The organism is Variovorax sp. P4_D9 (assembly GCF_056401695.1).
The window spans coordinates 1-19,037 of the sequence record NZ_JBFUIU010000025.1; the positions used below are offsets into that span (position 1 = coordinate 1).

A 19,037-nucleotide genomic window follows, 5' to 3' on the forward strand; every position below is an offset into this window, starting at 1 on the left:
CGACGTCGGCCTTGGGGCGGCCGCGGAAGCCGTCGAGCAGCGGCCAGGTCTTGAGGGAGTGCACCATCTCGAGGGCCTCCTCGCGGCTCAGCCCCCCCGCCGCCGGGAGCAGGCGCAGCGTGGTGTCCTTGAACAGTTCGGCCGTAACACCGCCCATGCCCAGCAGGATGGCAGTGCCCAGCGCATCGCGGTGCATGCCCAGGATGAGTTCCGTGCCACCGGAAACCATCTCCTGGACCAGGAAGCGCTCGGGAACGATGCCGGTCCTGGCTTCCACTTCGGCTTTCATGGCCGTGAGGGGCGCACCCACCCGATCGGGCCCGAGGTCGACGGCGACACCGCCGACGTCGCTCTTGTGCGTGATCACTCCCGAGAGCACCTTGAGCACCACGCGGCCGCCCAGCGCATGCGCGGCGTCTTCGGCCTCCCCAGGCGTACCGACGACCCTTTCCCCGGCGCAGGGAACACCGAAGCGTGCGAACAACTGCTTCGCCTGGGCCTCGTCGAGCGATCTGGCCGGCAGGTCTGAGATCGACACCGGGGCGCCCAGCGCCGAGGCCTCATGGGCTCGCCACCGGGTGGTCTCCAGCATTCCGGCCAATGCCACGGTGCAGCTCTCGGCCGCCGGGAAGGCCGGCACGCCGCGCTGGGTCAGCAGCGCCGTGACCTCCGGCGCATGCGGACTGACATAGGCGATGACGGGCTTGTCGGTGCCGGGCAGGCAATCCTCGATGGCGCCGGCCATCAGTTCGGGCATTGCAAGACCCGACGAACCGACGATGATCGCCAGCGCGTCATAGCTCGGGCTGTCGAGCAGTGCGCGGATGGCGCCGCGCAGCAGGTCGGGCTTGAGTCCGGCCAAGGTCACGTCGATCGGATTGCGGTCGAGGGCCGCGTGGTCGCCGGTCTGCAGGGCGCGCAGGCGCGCGGCGGTCTCGGCGTCGGGCGGGGGCGTGTCGAAACCGGACACACCCAGGCTGTCGGACACCAGCGYCCCGGCACCGCCCGTCGACGTGAGGATGGCGACACGGTTGCCGCGCAGCACGCGGCCGGTCGAGAGTGCCGCAGGAATGTCGAGCAGGTCGCCGAAGGTCTGGGCGCGGATCACACCCACCTGCTTGAACAATGCGTCGTACATGCGGTCGGCCCCGGCCAATGCGCCGGTGTGCGACACGGCCGCCTTGGCGCCCGCTTCGGAGCGCCCGATCTTGAACGCCACCACGGGCTTTCCGGCGCGCGCCGCCTTCAGCGCGGCCGCACGGAACTTCTCGGGATTGCGCACGCTTTCGACATAGAGGGCAATGACTTTGGTCGCCTCGTCGTCGACCAGATGGTCGATGAAATCTGCCAGTTCGAGATCGACTTCGTTGCTGGTCGAGATCAGCTTCGACAGCCCGATGCCGCGCGACGCCGCGCGCGAGAGCAGCGCGCCGAGGATGCCGCCGCTTTGCGACACCACGCCGATCGAGCCGACCGGGAAGTGCTCCATCTCCAGCGCACCGCTGGCCGAAAGCACGATGCGATCCGTCAAATTGACCAGACCGATGGTGTTGGGGCCGAGAAGCCGCATCCGCCCTGCCGCCTCGACGAGCTGCGCCTGGCGACGCGCACCCTCCTCGCCGGTCTCGGTATAGCCGCTGGCCAGCACGATGGCCGCGGCGGTGCCTCGCGCGGCAAGTTCCTGCACGGCCAGATGGGCGCGCTCGGCACCGAGCAGGACGATGCCCACATCCGGCACCGATGGAAGCGAGGCGATGTCGGCGTAGCAGCGCAGGCCGCCGATGCTGTCCGCGCGCGGATTGACCGGATAGATGTCGCCGCCGAACCCATGCTTGCGCAGGTAGGCAACCGGGCGGCCAGCGGTCTTGCCCGCATCGGCCGAGGCGCCGATGACCGCCACGCTGCGCGGCTTGATGAGGCGTGAAATGGCGTCCATGGTCGTCACTCCCGGCCCGCGCGCGCTGCGCCTGGGTCTGCGCTCTTCGCCAGGAAGGCCATCACCGACTCGCGATGCTCGCTGCTCGTGTAGCAGATGCCTTGGGCCTGGCTGCCCTGTGCGAACACCTGCTCGGCCGGCAGCTCGAAGCTCTGGTTGAGGATGGTCTTGGCCAGCGCCAAGGCGGTGGCCGACCCTTTGCTGAGCTCGACGGCCCACGCGCGGGCGTCGGCCACGAGGCTTTCAGCGGGCGCCATGCGGTCGATGATGCCCAGTCGCAGCGCCTCGTCGGCCTCCACCTTGCGCCCCGTGAAGATCAGCTCCTTGGCCATGGCGAGCCCGACACGGCGTGGCAGGAAGTACATGCCGCCACCGTCCGGCACGATGCCGCGATGGATGTAGGACCAGCTGAAGCTTGCCGCGTCGCTGGCGATGATGAAGTCGCAGGCCAGCGCGGTGTCGGCACCCAGTCCCGAGGCGGCGCCATTGACCGCGGCAATGGTCGGCTTCGGCAGGGTGTGCAGCAAGGACTGCGCATAGTGCACGCGCTGCTGGCGATGCCAGCCGTTGAAGGCAATCTCGCCGGCCGGTGCGCTCATGCGCCGTTCCATGCCGGCGACGTCGCCGCCGGCGCAGAAGCCCTTGCCGCTGCCGGTCAGGACCAGCGCACGGATCGCCTTGTCGGCCGTGACGCGTTCGAGCGCGGCAATGAATTCGGTGCGCATGTCGTCGCTCATCGCGTTGCGCTTGTCGGGTCGGTTCAGCAGCAGCGTGGCGACGCCGTCGTGCACGCTCAGTTCAATCAGTCCGCAAGTCATTTCGAGGGTCTCCGTTCAATCGGTGGTAATGTGGTTTTCCTTGACGACCTTGCGCCAGCGCGCTTCCTCGCCCTTGGCATATCTGTCGAAGTCCTGCGGCGAGCCACCGTCGATGACCAGGCCCTCGCCTTCCACGCGCTTGCGGAAGGACTCCGTCCGAACGGCCTTCCTGGCCGCGGCGTTCAGGCGCCAATGACGTCGGGCGGCGTGCCTGCGGGCACGTACAGGCCGTACCAGCTATCGGCGACGTAGCCCGGCACGCCGGCTTCGGCGATCGTGGGCACGTTGGCCAGCGCGGGACTGGGCGATCGCGTGGCGGTGGTGACGGCCAGCGCGCGCAGCTTGCCGCTGTCGATGAAGGTGCCGACCGCGGCCGCCGTCGCGAACATCGTGTCGACCTGGCCGCCCAGCACGTCCGTGATCGCCGGCCCGGCACCCTTGTAGGGGATATGGGTGATGTCTGTCTTCGTGAGGTTCTTGAAGAGTTCGCCGGCCAGGTGCGCCGACGTGCCGGCCCCCTGCGACGCAAACGACAACTTGCCCGGAGCGGCCTTCGCCGCATCGATCACGTCCTTGACCGACTTGAGGGGGCTGTCGGCGCGCACCAGGAGCACGTTCGGCGAAACCCCGACCAGCATGACCGGCGCAAACGCCTTCTCGTGTTTGTAGGGCAGCTTGCCTTGAATGCTCGGGTTGACCACGTGTGCGACGGTGGCCATCACCAGCGTATAGCCATCCGGCGGACTCTTGGCCACCGCTTCCGTTCCGATGATCGTGCCGGCGCCGGGCTTGTTGTCGATGATGACCGGTTGGCCGAGCTCTTGACTCATGGCGATGCCCATGGTCCTGGCCACCAGGTCGGTGCCGCCGCCCGGTGCGAAGGGGACGACGATCTTGATCGGCTTGTCCGGAAACGCGGCGATCGCGGGCGTCGCGAAGATGCCGCCGGCCGCGCAAGCGAGGGCGAGGAGGACGGCCGATCCGGCACGCGCCAGGGTCTGGATGGATTGCATGGATTTGTCTCCGGGCTTGCAGGAAAAGGAAAGCGGGTCGAAGCGGCGTTCTGCTCTTCTCGACGACAAGCCGAGCTTAGGGATACAACCCCCGCTGGGCAGCCCCCTATTTCCATCCAGTGGAAATAACTGATAGGCTCACATCGACCGTACCGCCATCGCAACCCCATGCCTTCCGAACCTGTTCAGCGGCGCCACCACCACGAGGATCCGTTGCTGAACAGATCGCTGGTTCGAGGCGTGGAGATCCTGAGGGCCTTCCGGCCGGGCGCCGACCTGTTGGGGAATGGCGAGATCGCCGAGCGAACCGGACTCTCGCGCGCGACCGTCAGCCGGCTCACCCAGACCCTGGTCGACACCGGCCTGCTCGAGCACGACCGAAGCCAACGGGCGTATCGCCTTGCGGCCCCTGTCCTGAGCCTGGGCCACGCGATGCGCGCAGGCTCCCCCGTGCTCAACGCCCTCGCTCCGCTGATGCGCGCGCTGGCCGAGAAGATGCGCATCAACGTCGGGTTGGCCGTCGCGGATCGTGACGAAATGGTCTACCTGGAATCGGTTCGATACAACCGGAAGGTCGCGCTGCGCCATGTCGTGGCGGGCCAGCGCGTTCCCATGGAGCTCACGTCACTCGGGCGCGCCTACCTGGCGGTCGCGCCGGAAGCGGAGCGCCTGGCTCTGCTCGGGCAATTTCAGTCGAGACGGGGAGGCGAGTGGCGCCGGCTGCACGAGGAGATCAGGACCGCGATGCAGGAGGTCGAGCAGCAAGGCTACTGCGTGGCAGCCTGGCAGCCGGAGGTCGTTGCCGTGGCGACACCGCTGGTGATCCCGGCGCGCCCTATCTACGTGCTCAATGCCAGCGTGACGACCGCGGACGACATCGATGGCACGGGAAGGGATCTGAGCGGCCCGCTGCTGGCGCTTCGCGACAACGCAAGAGCAGTTCTCGCCGCCGCCGAACTGGAGCATTCGGTCGCTGCTTCTTCGAAATGAACGCCTAGGCGCCCTGGGTGGACTCTTCCGAATCGACGTCCTGCACGCACGCGTTGTGCAGCGGTCCGGGGCATTGCTCGCGGAAATCCATGAAACCGAGCGCGCTGCCGGCCAGCGTGAACACCAGCAGGAAGACCCAGGCGGCGAGCGCCACCGTGCCGCGGGCCCTGGACCCGGTCCGCGCCAGTTGGCCCAGCCACCGCTCCTCCCCGGGCGAGGCGGAGGCTTCCAGCTTCGTCAGGTAGCTTCGGAGACGGGCCAGGCGGGCATGGACGGCCCAGGCCTTCAGGCCACCATAGGCCGGGACAAGAATCGGTACCACCCAGACCAGCCCCTGGTAGCCGACGAAATCGCCCGCGCCCCTGACCAGCCAGGCGAAGATGGCCGCCACTGCCAGCACGCAGGCCAGTTCGAGGCGTGCCAGTTCCGCCGTCGCGCCCTGCACTTCCTTGCGCAGTGCGATGTACTCTTCTCTTGGCAGCCATGCGTCGGCCATGTTCACTCCTCCATCTTTGCGAGGCAGCGGCCGCGGTGCCGCGGGAAAGGCACCCTTGTACCGGCCGCCTGCCGGCATGCATTGTGGAGCGAACGGACCGTGTTCTATTGAGCGGAGGCGACCGAGGCCGTGCCTCCGGTCAGCAGGACGAAGGCCTCGGCGCTGGCGCCGACCGTCGTGGCTGCCTCGACAAGGCGCAATTCACCCTTTGCAGCCTCACCGCTGACGATGACCGCCGAGGACGCCAGGGTGATGGCGCCGGCCAAGATGAAGTTCCATGTCGTGTTCATTGTTGCCTCGCTAAGGCGATAGTTTGGACCCAATCGACCGGGCAAAAACGACACGARAAGAACTGCAGTGTTCGTCAGTCAGAAACAATGGCCCTCTCGCGGCCGGGTGGYCGGAGCAAAAAGGAAGCATGTGAGCACCGAATCCGGCAGCGCCACGCTGCGTCGACTGCCGGCGGGCATCTGGTTGCTCGGCTTCGTCAGCATGTTGATGGACATCTCCTCGGAAATGATCCACAGCCTGCTGCCGATGTTCATGCTGACCACCCTGGGCGCGAGTGCGTTGGCGGTCGGCCTGATCGAGGGCCTCGCGGAAGCCACGGCGCTGATCGTCAAGATCTTCTCCGGGGCCCTGAGCGACTATCTGGGCAGGCGCAAGGGCCTGGCCGTGCTTGGCTACGCGCTGGGCGCGCTCACGAAACCGCTGTTCGCCCTGGCCCCTTCGATCGGCATCGTGCTGACGGCCCGGCTTCTGGATCGTGTCGGCAAGGGAATCCGCGGCGCGCCTCGGGATGCCCTGGTGGCCGACCTGGCGCCGCCGCAGCTGCGCGGCGCAGCCTTCGGCCTGCGCCAGTCGCTCGATACCGTCGGCGCCTTCCTGGGTCCCTTGCTGGCCGTGGGCCTGATGCTGCTGTGGGCCGACGATTTCCGGGCGGTCTTCTGGGTCGCGGTGATCCCCGGCGTGCTCGCCGTCGCCCTACTGATCTTCGGTCTGCGAGAGCCGGACCGGCATCGGGCCGGGACCCCGACCCATCCGATCCGTCGCGAAAGCTTGGTGCGGCTTGGCCGGGCCTACTGGTGGGTGGTGGGCATCGGTGCTGTGTTCGCGTTGGCCAGGTTCAGCGAGGCTTTCCTGGTGCTGCGCGCGCAGCAAGGCGGCATTCCGATCGCCCTGGTGCCGCTCGTGATGGTGGCCATGAACTTGGTCTATGCGCTGTCGGCCTATCCGTTCGGAAAACTCTCCGATCGCATGAGCCACACCCGGCTGCTGGCCCTCGGACTCGCCGTCCTGATCGCCGCCGATCTGGTCCTTGCCTTGGGCAGTCATTGGGGCGGTGTCCTGGTCGGAGTCACCTTGTGGGGCATCCACATGGGCCTCACGCAGGGCCTGTTGGCCACAATGGTCGCAGACACCGCGCCCGAAGACCTGCGCGGCACCGCCTACGGATTCTTCAACCTCGTGGCCGGCGTGGCCATGCTGGTCGCCAGCGTCCTGGCCGGACTGCTGTGGGATCGACTCGGGGCGCCCGTCACCTTCTACGCCGGTGCCGGCTTCAGCCTGCTGGCGCTCCTCGGACTGGCCTTGCGGGGTCTCGAGCCCTGACCCCGGCTATCAGCCCTTGGGTGCGGGATAGGCCAGTTGACCTGCCTTGCCCATCATCTCCACGGTCTCGGCGACGGTGTAGAGCTGCGAGGTCTTGAGCAGGCGAATATGGCCGGCGAGCTCGACGGCGATGATGGCCGTGGCGGCCACCTTGGCATCGGGCGCCTCGTAGATGATGAAGCCGTCGTAGTCGCCCGCCATGTAGTACATGCTGAGCAGCTTCCCGCCCAGCTTTTCCAGCAGCGCCTTCACCGGAACGCTGCGGTCCTCAGGATTCTTGGCGAGCTTCTGCCAGCCGTCGGTGTTGTAGCTGAAGTTGGTCATAAAGGTAGGCATGTGTGTCTCCATCTCGTTGAAATTGAGGCGGGCCGCGTGCAGGCCGGATTGCCCGAAGAAGCACCGCCTCGTGGGATGTCCCCTGCGGGACGCCTCACGCCAGGCCTCCGCCAGGCCTCGGCGCTAGATGCGGATCAATCGGCGTTCGACGCCAGATGTTCGCGCACCGCGGCAACGTGATTGCCGACCTTGAAAATGACGTCCCGCAGCTTGGCCTCGGAGCATCGAAGCTCCTTGCACCAGTACTGAAACTCCACGGGATCGTCCTCGAGGATCCGACCGGGATCCAGTGGTTTGAAATTGCCAAGATCATCAGGCATGTGCTTACCTCCGAATCAATGCGTCGCTCGCTTCTGCTCACTCCAGGCCACGCGTGTCCTCGTGTTCCTGGACCCAACGGATCGCCTGCTGCTCGCCGTGGCGCAGTGCTTCCGCCGCTGTCGCGTAGGCCTCGGTGTCGCGCGGCAATTCCGTCTGTCGCCCAGGCGCCGTGCCGATGCACAYGACCACCGGCAGAAACATCCCGTTTCCGTCGGGGCGCGCCGCGCACCTGAACGTCCAGCCTCGATACGCGAAGTCCTGCAATTGACCGCGATCAGGAGCATTYATTCAAACCCCCTTGCCGCCGAAACCAGAAGGAATGGATCGTAGGAGCGCGCTTCGATCCACGTTTGACCTGGATCAAGTTTCCAGCCTGGGATAGACGGCGATGGTGACGCCGCATCTTTCCGCTGCCGCCATCAATTTTGGGATGTCCGGCGCCCCCGGCGGAACCTCTGCGTCGATCGTCGTGAAAAGACGCGTGGCCTGGCCGGTCTGGCCGGTGACCGAGACCATCTCGCCACCGCCGACGCCAAAGCGAAAATTGTGGACGGTGCCCGCGGGCAAATGCACGAGCGTCCCGGCCGTCGCCGTGGCCTGCTGGTCGCCGTAGCTGATGTGGACCACGCCCTTCACGACGTAGAAGGACTCGTCCCAGTCGTGACTGTGCGGCGGCGGTCCAGTGCCTTCGTCGCCCCGCTGGAGGAAGATCTCATAGCCCTGCGTTGCCGCATGGGATGCCAGCACGGTGATCTTCTCTCCCACCACGTCCAACGCGGGGGCATAGGACTCCGGTGTCACGGCAAAGGGCTCGGGCTTCATGATCGCTTTCTCCTTCGGAATCGTCGGACGAACAGGGTTGGATCGGAATTTCGTAGGCCTGATTGCTGCGACAAGACGGCTACTGGTTCGCCTGAAGCATGGCCGCCATCTTCTGGTGGATCAGGTTGACCGCCTTCAGAGGACGAAGCATCACCTTGAACTCGGTGATCTTGCCCTCGTCGTTCCACTTGATCATGTCGACCCCGTTGACGCGGATGCCCTCCAGTTCGAGTTCGAACTCGAGGACCGCGTCCCGATCGCCAGTCAGCTCCCGGACATAGCGAAAAGTCGGATTGAAGAAGACCTGGAACGCGGCAGCGAGGTAGGTCTTCGTGATGGCTTTCCCGACTTGAGGCGTGTGGACCACCGGGGAATGGAAGATCGCATCTTCTGCCAGCAGCGTGTCGAGCCCTCGCACGTTGCGCTCCTTGACGAGTTGGTGCCAGATCGCGATGGGGGTGGACGACATGGAGTTGCTCCGGAAAATGAACGATGCAGCTGCCTGACACAGCGACTCTGCCTTGGGTTGGCCGGAAAGACAAGCCGTGGGCGCCGGCACCTACCGGCCCGCCCGGACGACGGCGCCACCCGCGCCCGCCATCGCCATGCGCCGCCGCCGCCGCACACGCACCAACAGGAACACCGCGATCGACATGTTGAGCAGGTTCCAGGCAATGCCGTTGACGAAGGCGGCATGGTAGCTGCCGGTGAGGTCGAAGACCTTACCGGACATCCAGCCGCCGAGCGCCATGCCGAGCAGCGTGCACATCAGCACCGTGCCGACGCGCGCACCGGCCTCGGCCGGCGGAAAGTGCTCGCGCACGACGATCGCGTAGGACGGCACGATGCCGCCCTGGAACAGGCCGAACATCGCCGACACCACGAACAGCGGCACCAGGCCGTCGAAGGGCAGGAACAGGAACAGCGCCACGCACTGGAGCGCCGATCCCAGCAGCAGCGTGCGCAGCCCGCCGATGCGGTCGCAGACAAAGCCCGAGACCAGCCGGCTGACGATGCCGAATCCGAGCATCAGCGACAGCATCTGCGCGCCCCGCGCCGCGCCGTAGCCGAGATCGGTGCAGTAGGCGACGATGTGGACTTGCGGCATCGCCATCGCCACGCAGCATGCCGTGCCGGCCACGCACAGCAGCCCCTGCGCCATGCCCAGGCTGAGCCCGAAGGGCCGCATCGAGGCACCGACGACGGCGGCGGCCGGCTTCCCCGCGGCGGGCGCCTCCGCTGCGAGGGCCGGCGGCCGCGCGCGCATGAAGAGCGCCAGCGCCGCCATGCTCAGGCCGCAGAAGATGCCCATTCCGAAATAGGTCTGGCGCCAGCCGACGGACTCGACGAAGTGCTGCACGATCGGCGGCCAGATCGCGCCAGCCAGGTAGTTGCCGCTCGCGCAGATGGCCACGGCGATGCCGCGATGCCGCACGAACCAGAGTGAGGTGTCGGCCACCAGCGGCGCAAAGGCGGCGCCGCTGCCCAGCAGCCCCACCAGCACCGCCTGCGCGAGCATGAAGCTCGCGACACCCGGGGCCAGGCCGCAGGCGATGTAGCCGAGGCCCAGGCTCAGGGCACCCAGAAGCAGCGGCCACATCACGCCGAAGCGGTCGGCCAGGTGTCCCATCAGCATGCCGCCGACTCCGAAGCCGACCATCAGCACGGTATAGGACAAGGACGCATCGGCGCGCGCGATGCCGAAGTCGGCTTGCACGGCCGGCAGCACCACCGACACGGCGTACATGCCGCTGCTGCCCACCGCCATGAGCAGCAGCGTGACGGCGAGCCGCATCACGGCGTGGCGGGAGTCGGGCTGGTGGATGCGATCTGATTTCATGCCGGTCGGCCGAAGCCGGAAGTGTCTCTTGTTGTCCCGCGAGAATAGACCAGTCGCGACGGCATCCTGGCCAGTACCATCGCATCGAATTCGACCCGGAGATCATCACCATGCAGGTACGTGACGCAGACGCCGCCGACATCGACGGCATCGTCGCCATCTACAACGACGCAGTGGTCCACACCACCGCGATCTGGAACGACAAAACCGTCGATGCGGCGAACCGGGCCGCGTGGCTCGCCGAACGTCAGCGGGCCGGCTATCCGGTGCTGGTGGCGATCGATGCCGAGGGTACAGTGGCCGGCTATGCATCGTTCGGCGACTGGCGCGCCTTCGACGGCTACCGGCACACGGTGGAGCATTCGGTCTACGTGCGCCAGGACCGCCGCGGCAGGGGCATCGGCAAGACGCTCATGGTCGCTTTGATCGAGCGCGCACGCGGCATCCGCAAGCATGTGATGGTCGCCGCCATCGAGGCCGGCAACGCGGGCTCCATCGAACTGCACAAGAAGCTGGGCTTCGAGGAAGTCGGACTTCTTCCCGAGGTCGGCACCAAGTTCGGAAGGTGGCTGGACCTGGCCTTGCTGCAACTCAGGATCGATTCGCGCACCGAACCGGACGCAGACCAGGCGCCTTGACGGACCGGCGACGCGAGGCCGTCACCAGCCTGCCGATTGCGTCTCGCATTGGGAAACTGACTCAGCCGAGTCGATTGCGCAGGCGCAGCATGCCCAGCCCGAGCAGCACGAAGGCCGCGCCCGAGATTCGATTGAACAGCCGGACGCGGCGCAGGTCGGAGAAGCTGCGCTTCATGCCGCGCGCCAGCAGCACGTAGAAGGCATGCGACAGCAGCGTGAAGATCGCAAAGGTCGCCGTCAGCACGAAGAACTGCTCGGCCGCCGGCGCGCCCTGCGTCAGGAACTGCGGGAACAGCGCAGAGAAGAACAGGATGCTCTTCGGGTTGGTCATGGCCACCGTCAGGCCGTGGCCGAACAGCCTGAGCGTGGCCGGCGGCGCGGAGGCCCCGGCAGAGGCGCGTGTATCGGCGAAGGCGTTGGCGCCGCTGCGCCATTGCCTGATGCCGAGGTAGACGAGGTAGCCGGCGCCCGCCAGCTTGAGCACCATGAAGGCGGTCGCCGAACTGCTCAGCAGCACGCCCAGGCCGGCCATCGCAACGGCCGACACCAGGAACACGCCGACTGCATTGCCGAGCGAGCCCCACATGGCGCGACGCGCGCCGACCGACACCGAGTTCGAGACCGCCAGCAGCACGGCTGGGCCGGGCGTGAAAGCCATGAAAAGCGAGACACCGCAAAAGGCGAGCCAGTTGGACCAGGTCACCATCGCTCCTAGCGAAACCGCTCAGCGGCGGATTACGAACCCGCCATTTTCTTCAGGATCGGCACCCCGCGCCGGCCGGGGGGCATGTATCTCATTAGAGTTTTTCCTTCACGAAGCCGGCCGCGTTCTCGTCGGCACCCGGAGTCCCTTCATCCGAATGGGGATTAGTGGGGTCGGCGTCGGTCGGGAACTCTGGCTCGACCGGCAACTGCGCGGGATCGTCCTCGGAAGGGACTTTGGAAGTGGTCATGGGAATGGTTCCTCGGGCTTCAGGCCAAGTCCCATTGTGAGCCGCCGGCTGCAGGAAATACAGACGCGCAGCCGATGTGCCCGGCGCCCCCAGTTTCTGGAGGATCGCCTTGACACGGGTCTTGACGGTGCCGACCGCGATGCCGAGTTCGCTGCCGATGACCTTGTTACACCCTAGGATCACGATCCGCGGCGGTGCTGCGCAGGCTCAGCTTGCGGCTGAAACAAGTCGAAAGAAGTCGGATCAGGCAGGCAGCCGAGTGAATTGCGCCCTCGACAGAAGACGCTTGAAGTCGCCGTCGAAGCTGACCAAGTGCTCGCCTTGATGGATGACCGCGGCGGCCAGCCAGGCATCGGGTATGTCGTTCGCGCCAAGCGCCTTGTCGGCACACAGCTTGCGCAGTGCGGGCCACTCGGCGTCCAGGGCCGCACGCTCGACGCCCGGCGCCTTCAGCACCGCGTCGACGAAGCGCAGGGCTTCCAGCATCGGCGTCGGATTCGGGAAGACTTTGGGTTCGTGACGAGACGCAGGAAGCTCGCAACCACCATGGGCTGCAGCCTCAGGGGCCTCGCCTCACTCGCGTCGGCAAGGGCCTGCTCCAGCCAGGTCTGGGCGGCCAGGTGGTGAGGATGATCGCTGCGCGATGCGGCAACGAGGATGTTGACGTCAGGCGTCACTGTCGGAACAAGCTGCATCGCATACGATCCCGCCCCATGACGACCCCTTCGCCGGCCGAGCCGGACTCCCGCCGCTACGGCCGCCCCGATTCCGGATGGCGGCTCAAGATGTACACCGTGATCTTCGAGGCCGACACCCGCGCCGGGCGGGCCTTCGACCTGGCCCTGATGGCGGTCATCCTGGCCAGCGTGGCGGTGGTGGTGCTCGACAGCATGGCCCCGGTGCACGAGCGCTTCGCGACCCACTTCGACGTGCTCGAATGGGTCTTCACGATCGCCTTCACTCTCGAGTACCTCTGCCGCCTGGCCTGCGTGCGCCGGCCGGTCCGCTATGCGAGAAGCCTGCTCGGCGTCATTGACCTGCTGGCGGTGCTGCCGACCTATCTCGCCTTCTTCGTGCCGGGCCTGCATGCGCTGATCGACGTCCGCGTGCTGCGGCTGCTTCGCATTTTCCGGATCCTGAAGCTCACCGCCTACGTCGAAGAGTTCCGCGCCCTGGGACAAGCGCTGGCCGCATCACGCCGCAAGATCCTGGTCTTCATGAGCTTCGTGCTCCTGGTGGTCGTGATCATGGGCACGCTGATGTATGTGGTCGAAGGGCCATCGCACGGCTACACGAGCATCCCCGTGGGCATCTACTGGGCGATCACGACCATGACGACGGTGGGCTTCGGCGACATCACGCCGCACACCGACCTGGGTCGGGTGATCGCATCCGCAATGATGCTGATCGGCTGGGGCACGCTCGCCGTGCCGACCGGCATCGTGAGCGCCGAGTTCACCGCCCGCCGCATGCGCATGCCGACCACCCGCACCTGCCACGAGTGCTTGAGCGAAGGCCACGCGCCCAGCGCGCGCTTCTGCTGCGACTGCGGCGCGAAGCTGCCGCGCTGGCACCACGATGCGGCGGAGGCGCCTGAAGGTCGGTAGATCCGCTCAGGACGATGGGGGCCGGGCCGGAACCGCCTGTGCTCCCGATGCGATGCGCAGCCTGAATTCCGACGGCGCGCAGCCGACCTCGGACTTGAAGAAGCGGCTGAAGTAGGCCGCATCGTCGAAGCCGAGGTGCAGCGACACCTCGGAGACCGTCATCTGCGTGTGGACGAGCGCGCGCTTGGCTTCGAGCACCACGCGCTCATGCAACAGCGCTAGCGCGCTGGTGCTGGCCACGGCCCTGCAGACGCGGCTCAGGTGGTCGGCCGTGACGTCGAGCGCCTCGGCATAGAACGCCAACGGGCGATGCTCGTGAAAGTGCCGCTCGACCAGCGCCCGGTAACGCTGCACCAGGGTGTCGCGCAAGGCCTGGCGCCGGCCGATGCCGGTTGTCGCCGCGTCCTGGCGCAGGAACCACAGGGCGAGCAGCACGACCTGCGAGCGAAGCGCCTCGGCACGCCCGATGCGCTGTGACTGGAACTCCTCGGCGACCCTCGAGAAATGATCGGCGCATTCCGGGGCATGGCCGCCGAGGCTCACGGTGTCGAGCACCAAAGTCTGCCCCAGCCGCTGGGCCACGACCGGGGAGTGCTCGCACAGGGAAGCCAGGGTGTGGCTCGGCACCGTCACCTGGGTACCGACGCTGTCGGGCTCGTAATCGAAGCCGTGCACCACCCCGGGGGCGACCATCAGCGCCGCCGGCGCCCGCAGCGCATGGCGCTCGCCGTCCAGGGTGCCGACCATCGCGCCCTCGGTCAGCAGCTGGAACTGATGCAGCTCCTCGTGCCGGTGCGCCGGAATTCTCCAATGGTGCTGCTGCGCCCGCACGCGGATCGACTCGACATGCAGGCTGTCCTCCGGCATGAAGTGGCGCACTTCGCGGAACGGGACGACAAGGAGGTTGCTGGGTCGCATGGAACTACGGCGTCGAGGCCGGAAATCTACAAGAACCCCTCACTTTCGTCCATGGTGGCAAGCCCGCCATGTCCCTAAGCTGGGCCCTGTTCAATCAACGACAGAGCGCCGGCGAAGATCGCCAGCGCCGACGAACCGGAGACGAGCGTGTGGAACCGACGTGAACTGCTGCATCGCGGCGCGACACTGTCCGCCCTGGCCAGCCTATGGCTCGGGCGGACGGCCTGGGCGCAACTGAACGGCAACGCCGCCATCATTTCGGGCTTTCCCGCCGGCGGCATGGGCGACAACGTGGCCCGGCCGGTCGCCGAGCGCCTGCGCGGCCGCTATGCGACCAGCCTGGTGGTCGAGGCCCGCACCGGCGCCGGCGGGCGCATCGCGGTCGAATACGTGAAGCGCGCGGCACCCGACGGTCTGACCATCTTGCAGATCCCGAGTTCGCCGATGACGCTCTACCCGCACACCTACAAGAAGCTCAACTACGACCCGCTGACCGACTTCGCGCCGGTCTGCTCGACCGTGACCTACGCCTTCTCGTTCACCGCCGGGCCCGGCCTGCCGGCCGAGATCAAGACCGTGGCCGACTACGTGGCGTGGGCCAGGGCCAACCCCAAGCTGGCGACTTATGGCGTGCCGGCCGCGGGCTCGGCGCTGCACTTCGCCGGCATGATGCTGCAGAAGGCGGCCGGCATCGAGATGACACCGATCCCCTACCGCGGCGGCGCGCCGCTGCTCAACGACGTCATGGGCGGCCAGGTCCCGGTGAGCTTCAACGTGGTCGGCGAGGTGATGCCGCATGTGCGCAGCGGCAAGCTGCGCTCGCTGGCGATCACCAGCGCGCAGCGCTCCCCCTTCCTGCCCGAGGTGCCGACGATGGTCGAGCAGGGCTACAAGGACATCGCGGTGCAGGAGTGGCTCGGCTGGTTCCTGCCGGCGCGCACGCCGGCCGAGATCGTGCTGCGCCTCAATGCCCTGGTCGGCGAGGCGCTGCAGGCACCTGACTTCGTGGCGTCGCTGGCCACCTACGGCCTGCAGCCGATCCACCAGTCGCCCCAGGAGTTCGCGCAGATCGTCAAGGCCGGCTTCGAGAAATGGGCCCCGATCGTGCGGGCCACTGGCTTCACCGCGGAGGATTGAGAACCGTGCCTCGACTCACTGCCGCCCAGGCACTGGTCCGCCTGCTGGCGATCGAGCAAGTGCCCTTCGCCTTCGGCATCGTGGGCGGCAAGCTCGCGCCGCTGATGCACGCCCTGTCGCAACAGCAGGCGGTGCGCTTCGTCGGCGTCCGCCACGAAGCGACCGCGCCGATGATGGCCGCCGCCGTGCACGCGGGCTCGGGCCGCATGGCGGTCGCGCTCGGCGAGATGGGCCCCGGCGGCCTGAACCTCGCGTCCGGCATGGGCGTGGCGCTCAACAATAATCTGCCGCTGCTGGCGATCACGACCAACCAGCACCGCGCCGCGGCCTATCCCCACAGCGGCATGTTCATGGACCTGGACACGAAGGCRGTCTTCGCGCCGCTGACCCAATGGAACGCGGTGGTGCACGACCCACGGCGCCTGCCGGAACTGGTCCGCCGCGCTTTCAGGGAGGCGCTGTCGGGCCGGCCCGGGCCGGTGCACCTGGACATTCCGCAGGACGTGCTGTCGGCCGTCACCGATTACCCGGACGACGAGTTCGAGCTGCCGCCCGCGCGGTACCGCGCGGTGCTCGGCCCGCGCCCCGCTGCCGAATCGGTCGCGCTCGCGGCCAGCCTGCTGCGCGGCGCCCAGCGCCCGCTGGTGGTCGCCGGTGGCGGTGTGGTGGCGAGCGGCGCCGTCGACGCGCTACGCGCCATCGCCGGGCTGCTCGGCGCACCGGTGGTGCCGACGCAGATGGCGCTGGGCGTGGTCGCCAGCAGCAGCCCGCACTTCATTGGCCATGGCGGCCTGATCGCGGGCGACGCGATCCGCGCCGCCTTCGAGCAGGCCGACGTGGTGCTGAGCGTCGGCTGCCGCTTCTCGTCGTGGATGTGGGATGCGCGCGGGCCTTTCGCGCGCCGGCACCATCGCACCATCAGCATCAACTGCGACCCATCGGCGCTCGGCCATCCGGCGGTGCACGAAGTCGCGATGCAGGCCGATGCACGGCTGGCGCTGGAAGACCTGCTGGCGGCACTCGCGACCGCGCCACCGAAAGGCACGCGGGCACGCAGATGGCTGGCCGAGATCCGAGAGGTCCGGGCCTGCTATGAGGAAGGCCTGGCCGCGATGGCGCGCGACGCCACCGACCCGACGATGCATCCGGCAGCGCTCGCGCAGGCCATCGCCGATGCGCTGCCGGCCGACGCGCTGGCGGTGTTCGACGGCGGCCACACCACCTTCTGGAGCAATGACTTCACGCCGGTCGACGCAGTGCGTACGCGCTTCCACGAACCCGGCATGAGCCACCTGGGCTTCGGGCTGCCGTACGCGATGTCGCTACGGTTGCAGCAGCCGGACAAGCCGGTGATCAACATCACCGGCGACGGCTCCTTCGGCTTCACGATGAACGAGCTTGACACCGCCCGACGCGCCGGGCTGCCGGTGGTCAGCATCATCCACAACAACGCATCCTGGGGCATCATCCGCCAGGGCCAGAAGGCGCAGCTCGCATTCGAATTCGCGACCGGCCTCGAAGGCACGGACTACGCAGCCATCGCGCGCGGCTTCGGCTGCTTCGGCGAGACTGTCACCCGCGCCGAAGAAGTGGCGCCGGCACTCGCGCGTGCGCTGGCCTCCGACCTGCCGTCGGTGCTGGACTGCCGCACGCGCTTCGTGCAGCATCCGGCCGCGCCGGCCTTTGGCAGCATGAACCGCTTCGGCTTCGAAGCCTTCATGCCGTCGCCCACCCCGGGCTGACTCTTTTCACTGTCAATCATCACCATGAGCTCACTGACCCTCGCACAAGCCAACCAGATCATCGCCGCCGCGCTCGCGCATTCGAAACAAGCCGGCTACCAGCCGATGGGCATCGCGGTGCTCGACGACGCCGGCCACCTCAAGGCCTTCGCGCGCGAGGACGGCGCCAGCATGTTCCGCTTCGACGTCGCCCAGGCCAAGGCCTGGGGCGCGGTCGGCATGGGGGTGTCGAGCCGCCAGCTCGGCGAGCGGGCCAAGGGCAACCCGAACTTCTTCGTCTCGCTGGCCGCTACCTCGGCGGGGCGATTTCTGCCGCAGACCGGGGCGGTGCTCATCAAGGATGCCCAGGGCAAGGTGCTCGGAGCGGTCGGTGCCAGTGGGGGCACGGGGGATGAGGACGAGGTCATATGCATGGCGGGGGTCCAGGCGGCTGGCTTCGTGGCCGGCTGAGCCGGCAGCGAATCGAAAAAGGGACGCGTGCTGCGTTACGGGCCTTGGACCACCTGGCTCGCCGATGCAATGCGGCGCACCCGATGGTCGACGTAGTAGCCCCCGTATTCGGTGTACCTCAGCACGATGATCGAGCAGCTTCGGCAGCGGTAGACGTCACACCGATTGAAGGGAAAGAACTGCACGGCGATGGGTGCGTCGCTCGAGTCGTATCGCGTCCCGTGGGGATGGAATTCTTCGAAAGTCGGCTCGTCCACCGACGAATCTCGCAATGTGCCCAATGGCTCCATGAGGATGGCCGGCCAGCGCTCCTCCGTGAGGCTCTCCCAACTCGTCGCAGCGTGCAATCGGCAGGCGCAAGTCGGATCGGGCGATGCCCGCTCGGYGGCCTCGGCAAACTGCCTGAGCTCCACCGCTCCGAGCCGGCCGTCAGTCATGTCGGACCTCCCTTTTCGATGTCCTGCCTGTGCTCGCTGCGATGGCGCATGAAGCGATGGTACGACATGCGCAGGTGCTCGGACCCTACGCTTCGCGACGGCCAGAAGCAAAGTGCTCTTGCAGGTAAGTCCCCAGCGTTTCGGCAGCTTCGACGCCGCAACCGACAGGTCGCAACAGGCCCAGGGACTCGATGGGATTGGCCGGCTGAATGTTGATTTCACGCACTTCGCCGGCGTCGATCAGCGGCTTGGTGAAGTTCAGCGGCAGGAATGCCAGCGCGCGCTCATGGCGCAGCAGCCACCACAGCATGGTGGGTGAGCGCGTGACGAGGGTGTGGGTCCGCGGCTGGCTCGGGAAACCGCGCGTCAGCTCGTCGAAGCGCTCGCGCACGGCCGTGCCCGCGGGGGCGAGCAACCAGGTCGCGGAGGCCAGATCGCTCCAGCTCACACGTACGGCGCGCGCCAGCGGATGGTCTGCCTTGCACACGACGGCGAACCGGTCCTCGAGCAGCGGCATGAATTCCCACCCCTCAGGCACTGCCGGCGGGCGTCGGCAGGCCACCAGATCGACTTCGCCTCTGGCCACAGCCAGCAGTTGGTCGCCACCCTCCGCTTCAGCGAGATGCACCTGGATGTCGGGATGCCGCTCTCCGAAGGCGGGCGAGGTTTCCACGAGCAAGCCGTGGGTCGCCGAGACCGAGGCAATGAGCCGCACCGCGCTGCGGCCGAGGCTGCGTCGCGCGGCGACCACCTCGGCGCCCTCGCAAATGCCCAGCAGTACCTGACGAGCGACGGGTAGCGAGTCCGTGCACGCCTGCGTAGGCCTCACCCCACGGGCATGGCGCTCGAACAGCTGGGTCTCGAGCAGGCGCTCCAGGTAGGCAAGTGTCTGAGTCACCGACGATTGCGTCATGCCAATCGCGTCGGCAGTGCGCTGCACGCTGCCCACCTCGACCAGTTTCAGCAAGACTT

At 67.3% G+C, this 19,037-nt stretch carries 23 protein-coding genes and 1 pseudogene; 7 read left to right on the forward strand and 17 right to left on the reverse strand.

Annotated elements, in window-relative coordinates; genetic code table 11:
• From AC1DY5_RS04760 to AC1DY5_RS04770, 3 genes and pseudogenes are all read right to left on the reverse strand, one after another.
• Positions 1-1,936 (reverse strand): acetate--CoA ligase family protein (locus AC1DY5_RS04760; RefSeq protein WP_478109115.1); only part of this gene is annotated, 1,936 nt, incomplete at its 3' end.
• A gap of 5 nt (positions 1,937-1,941) precedes the next feature.
• Entirely contained in the window at positions 1,942-2,754 is an 813-nt protein-coding gene (locus tag AC1DY5_RS04765; RefSeq protein WP_478109116.1) for an enoyl-CoA hydratase/isomerase family protein, read from the reverse strand.
• 15 nt (positions 2,755-2,769) lie between these two features.
• A pseudogene (locus AC1DY5_RS04770) lies at positions 2,770-3,767 on the reverse strand (tripartite tricarboxylate transporter substrate binding protein).
• A 168-nt stretch (positions 3,768-3,935) separates the two neighbouring features.
• Between AC1DY5_RS04770 and AC1DY5_RS04775 the strand changes: the two are divergent.
• Positions 3,936-4,757 carry an IclR family transcriptional regulator gene (locus tag AC1DY5_RS04775; protein WP_478109119.1) on the forward strand — a complete coding sequence of 274 codons (822 nt, stop codon included), beginning with the start codon at positions 3,936-3,938 and terminating at the stop codon, positions 4,755-4,757.
• Positions 4,758-4,761: 4 nt separating this feature from the next.
• On the opposite strand, the gene AC1DY5_RS04780 is transcribed toward AC1DY5_RS04775, so the two are convergent.
• Entirely contained in the window at positions 4,762-5,253 is a 492-nt protein-coding gene (locus AC1DY5_RS04780; protein ID WP_478109122.1) for a hypothetical protein, read from the reverse strand.
• 104 nt (positions 5,254-5,357) lie between these two features.
• Entirely contained in the window at positions 5,358-5,543 is a 186-nt protein-coding gene (locus AC1DY5_RS04785; protein WP_478109124.1) for a hypothetical protein, read from the reverse strand.
• Positions 5,544-5,745: 202 nt separating this feature from the next.
• Here AC1DY5_RS04785 and AC1DY5_RS04790 point away from each other — a divergent pair, with 202 nt between their 5' ends.
• The gene (locus AC1DY5_RS04790) at positions 5,746-6,864 is read left to right on the forward strand and encodes an MFS transporter (RefSeq protein ID WP_478109199.1); all 1,119 of its coding nucleotides are present in this window, start codon (positions 5,746-5,748) and stop codon (positions 6,862-6,864) included.
• 9 nt (positions 6,865-6,873) lie between these two features.
• On the opposite strand, the gene AC1DY5_RS04795 is transcribed toward AC1DY5_RS04790, so the two are convergent.
• The 6 genes from AC1DY5_RS04795 to AC1DY5_RS04820 all read right to left on the reverse strand — a co-directional run bounded on the left by AC1DY5_RS04795 (position 6,874) and on the right by AC1DY5_RS04820 (position 10,183).
• On the reverse strand, positions 6,874-7,200 hold the full coding sequence (locus AC1DY5_RS04795; RefSeq protein WP_478109128.1) for a GYD domain-containing protein: 327 nt from the start codon (positions 7,198-7,200) through the stop codon (positions 6,874-6,876).
• Positions 7,201-7,334: 134 nt separating this feature from the next.
• Positions 7,335-7,520: a DUF3606 domain-containing protein gene (locus AC1DY5_RS04800; RefSeq protein WP_478109130.1), complete on the reverse strand. Its 186-nt coding sequence runs from the start codon at positions 7,518-7,520 to the stop codon at positions 7,335-7,337.
• A gap of 37 nt (positions 7,521-7,557) precedes the next feature.
• Positions 7,558-7,722 (reverse strand): hypothetical protein, encoded by a 165-nt coding sequence (locus tag AC1DY5_RS04805; RefSeq protein ID WP_478109134.1) that lies wholly within the window; start codon positions 7,720-7,722, stop codon positions 7,558-7,560.
• Between the two features lie 159 nt (positions 7,723-7,881).
• Positions 7,882-8,343 (reverse strand): cupin domain-containing protein, encoded by a 462-nt coding sequence (locus AC1DY5_RS04810; protein ID WP_478109138.1) that lies wholly within the window; start codon positions 8,341-8,343, stop codon positions 7,882-7,884.
• A 79-nt stretch (positions 8,344-8,422) separates the two neighbouring features.
• A complete protein-coding gene (locus AC1DY5_RS04815) occupies positions 8,423-8,812 on the reverse strand; it encodes a nuclear transport factor 2 family protein (protein WP_478109141.1) in 390 nt (129 codons plus the stop codon).
• 90 nt (positions 8,813-8,902) lie between these two features.
• Positions 8,903-10,183 (reverse strand): MFS transporter, encoded by a 1,281-nt coding sequence (locus AC1DY5_RS04820; protein ID WP_478109145.1) that lies wholly within the window; start codon positions 10,181-10,183, stop codon positions 8,903-8,905.
• A gap of 110 nt (positions 10,184-10,293) precedes the next feature.
• Here AC1DY5_RS04820 and AC1DY5_RS04825 point away from each other — a divergent pair, with 110 nt between their 5' ends.
• Positions 10,294-10,821, forward strand: coding sequence for an N-acetyltransferase family protein (locus AC1DY5_RS04825; RefSeq protein WP_478109150.1), 528 nt, complete (start codon positions 10,294-10,296; stop codon positions 10,819-10,821).
• A gap of 61 nt (positions 10,822-10,882) precedes the next feature.
• Here the strand turns inward: AC1DY5_RS04825 and AC1DY5_RS04830 are convergent, their stop codons facing one another.
• The 3 genes from AC1DY5_RS04830 to AC1DY5_RS04840 all read right to left on the reverse strand — a co-directional run bounded on the left by AC1DY5_RS04830 (position 10,883) and on the right by AC1DY5_RS04840 (position 12,260).
• Positions 10,883-11,524 (reverse strand): LysE family translocator, encoded by a 642-nt coding sequence (locus AC1DY5_RS04830; RefSeq protein WP_478109201.1) that lies wholly within the window; start codon positions 11,522-11,524, stop codon positions 10,883-10,885.
• A 94-nt stretch (positions 11,525-11,618) separates the two neighbouring features.
• Positions 11,619-11,774, reverse strand: a complete 156-nt coding sequence (locus AC1DY5_RS04835) for a hypothetical protein (RefSeq protein WP_478109152.1) — start codon at positions 11,772-11,774, stop codon at positions 11,619-11,621.
• A 243-nt stretch (positions 11,775-12,017) separates the two neighbouring features.
• The gene (locus tag AC1DY5_RS04840; protein WP_478109155.1) at positions 12,018-12,260 is read right to left on the reverse strand and encodes a PIN domain-containing protein; all 243 of its coding nucleotides are present in this window, start codon (positions 12,258-12,260) and stop codon (positions 12,018-12,020) included.
• Positions 12,261-12,487: 227 nt separating this feature from the next.
• Here AC1DY5_RS04840 and AC1DY5_RS04845 point away from each other — a divergent pair, with 227 nt between their 5' ends.
• Complete coding sequence (locus tag AC1DY5_RS04845; RefSeq protein ID WP_478109157.1) at positions 12,488-13,381, forward strand: ion transporter; 894 nt, start codon at positions 12,488-12,490, stop codon at positions 13,379-13,381.
• A gap of 6 nt (positions 13,382-13,387) precedes the next feature.
• On the opposite strand, the gene AC1DY5_RS04850 is transcribed toward AC1DY5_RS04845, so the two are convergent.
• Entirely contained in the window at positions 13,388-14,299 is a 912-nt protein-coding gene (locus tag AC1DY5_RS04850) for a helix-turn-helix domain-containing protein (protein WP_478109160.1), read from the reverse strand.
• A 147-nt stretch (positions 14,300-14,446) separates the two neighbouring features.
• Here AC1DY5_RS04850 and AC1DY5_RS04855 point away from each other — a divergent pair, with 147 nt between their 5' ends.
• The 3 genes from AC1DY5_RS04855 to AC1DY5_RS04865 are packed head-to-tail and all read left to right on the forward strand — an operon-like array spanning position 14,447 to position 17,628.
• A complete protein-coding gene (locus AC1DY5_RS04855; protein ID WP_478109162.1) occupies positions 14,447-15,436 on the forward strand; it encodes a Bug family tripartite tricarboxylate transporter substrate binding protein in 990 nt (329 codons plus the stop codon).
• A gap of 5 nt (positions 15,437-15,441) precedes the next feature.
• Positions 15,442-17,178 carry a thiamine pyrophosphate-binding protein gene (locus AC1DY5_RS04860; protein WP_478109164.1) on the forward strand — a complete coding sequence of 579 codons (1,737 nt, stop codon included), beginning with the start codon at positions 15,442-15,444 and terminating at the stop codon, positions 17,176-17,178.
• A gap of 24 nt (positions 17,179-17,202) precedes the next feature.
• On the forward strand, positions 17,203-17,628 hold the full coding sequence (locus AC1DY5_RS04865; RefSeq protein WP_478109166.1) for a GlcG/HbpS family heme-binding protein: 426 nt from the start codon (positions 17,203-17,205) through the stop codon (positions 17,626-17,628).
• Positions 17,629-17,663: 35 nt separating this feature from the next.
• Here the strand turns inward: AC1DY5_RS04865 and AC1DY5_RS04870 are convergent, their stop codons facing one another.
• Both AC1DY5_RS04870 and AC1DY5_RS04875 read right to left on the reverse strand, forming a co-directional pair.
• A complete protein-coding gene (locus tag AC1DY5_RS04870) occupies positions 17,664-18,065 on the reverse strand; it encodes a hypothetical protein (protein ID WP_478109168.1) in 402 nt (133 codons plus the stop codon).
• Between the two features lie 85 nt (positions 18,066-18,150).
• A complete protein-coding gene (locus tag AC1DY5_RS04875) occupies positions 18,151-19,032 on the reverse strand; it encodes a LysR family transcriptional regulator (RefSeq protein ID WP_478109171.1) in 882 nt (293 codons plus the stop codon).
• Positions 19,033-19,037 lie beyond the last annotated feature (5 nt).

Bases quoted from the DNA above. Each gene is read 5' to 3' on its own strand.
- AC1DY5_RS04765 (WP_478109116.1), bottom strand. From the start codon at position 2,754: ATGACTTGCGGACTGATTGAACTGAGCGTGCACGACGGCGTCGCCACG.
- AC1DY5_RS04775 (WP_478109119.1), top strand. From the start codon at position 3,936: ATGCCTTCCGAACCTGTTCAGCGGCGCCACCACCACGAGGATCCGTTG.
- AC1DY5_RS04780 (WP_478109122.1), bottom strand. From the start codon at position 5,253: ATGGCCGACGCATGGCTGCCAAGAGAAGAGTACATCGCACTGCGCAAG.
- AC1DY5_RS04785 (WP_478109124.1), bottom strand. From the start codon at position 5,543: ATGAACACGACATGGAACTTCATCTTGGCCGGCGCCATCACCCTGGCG.
- AC1DY5_RS04790 (WP_478109199.1), top strand. From the start codon at position 5,746: ATGTTGATGGACATCTCCTCGGAAATGATCCACAGCCTGCTGCCGATG.
- AC1DY5_RS04795 (WP_478109128.1), bottom strand. From the start codon at position 7,200: ATGCCTACCTTTATGACCAACTTCAGCTACAACACCGACGGCTGGCAG.
- AC1DY5_RS04800 (WP_478109130.1), bottom strand. From the start codon at position 7,520: ATGCCTGATGATCTTGGCAATTTCAAACCACTGGATCCCGGTCGGATC.
- AC1DY5_RS04810 (WP_478109138.1), bottom strand. From the start codon at position 8,343: ATGAAGCCCGAGCCCTTTGCCGTGACACCGGAGTCCTATGCCCCCGCG.
- AC1DY5_RS04815 (WP_478109141.1), bottom strand. From the start codon at position 8,812: ATGTCGTCCACCCCCATCGCGATCTGGCACCAACTCGTCAAGGAGCGC.
- AC1DY5_RS04820 (WP_478109145.1), bottom strand. From the start codon at position 10,183: ATGAAATCAGATCGCATCCACCAGCCCGACTCCCGCCACGCCGTGATG.
- AC1DY5_RS04825 (WP_478109150.1), top strand. From the start codon at position 10,294: ATGCAGGTACGTGACGCAGACGCCGCCGACATCGACGGCATCGTCGCC.
- AC1DY5_RS04835 (WP_478109152.1), bottom strand. From the start codon at position 11,774: ATGACCACTTCCAAAGTCCCTTCCGAGGACGATCCCGCGCAGTTGCCG.
- AC1DY5_RS04840 (WP_478109155.1), bottom strand. From the start codon at position 12,260: ATGCTGGAAGCCCTGCGCTTCGTCGACGCGGTGCTGAAGGCGCCGGGC.
- AC1DY5_RS04845 (WP_478109157.1), top strand. From the start codon at position 12,488: ATGACGACCCCTTCGCCGGCCGAGCCGGACTCCCGCCGCTACGGCCGC.
- AC1DY5_RS04850 (WP_478109160.1), bottom strand. From the start codon at position 14,299: ATGCGACCCAGCAACCTCCTTGTCGTCCCGTTCCGCGAAGTGCGCCAC.
- AC1DY5_RS04865 (WP_478109166.1), top strand. From the start codon at position 17,203: ATGAGCTCACTGACCCTCGCACAAGCCAACCAGATCATCGCCGCCGCG.